The organism is Olsenella uli, assembly GCF_016899935.1.
GTDB lineage: Bacteria > Actinomycetota > Coriobacteriia > Coriobacteriales > Atopobiaceae > Thermophilibacter > Thermophilibacter uli_B.
In genome coordinates this window covers 1-237 of sequence record NZ_JACJJK010000110.1, presented here as the reverse complement: position 1 = coordinate 237, position 237 = coordinate 1, and the positions used below count along the sequence as shown (strand labels likewise).

Genomic DNA, 237 nt, shown 5'->3' with positions numbered 1-237 from the left:
GTAGTGATAACTTCCCCCTTCAGCCCTAACGCTTTAATTGCCATCTGTATAGCTATAGTGCCATTCGTGACTGTCACTACATTTTTAAGATTCAGAAATTCTGCAACTTCTTTCTCAAAGCGTTGTACCAGCGGACCGTTATGAGTCATAACGCCACGTTCCCAAACTCCTTCCAACAATGCATTGACATCACTCAACGAAGCTAATGTGGGCATTGTACCATAAATATTATTATTC

General features: G+C 40.9%; 1 protein-coding gene. It reads right to left on the bottom strand.

Going from position 1 to position 237, the window contains the following annotated elements; genetic code table 11:
• Positions 1 to 237, bottom strand: a 237-nt coding sequence (locus tag H6A07_RS10055; RefSeq protein ID WP_204814769.1) for a DegT/DnrJ/EryC1/StrS family aminotransferase, incomplete at both ends; no start/stop codon positions are given.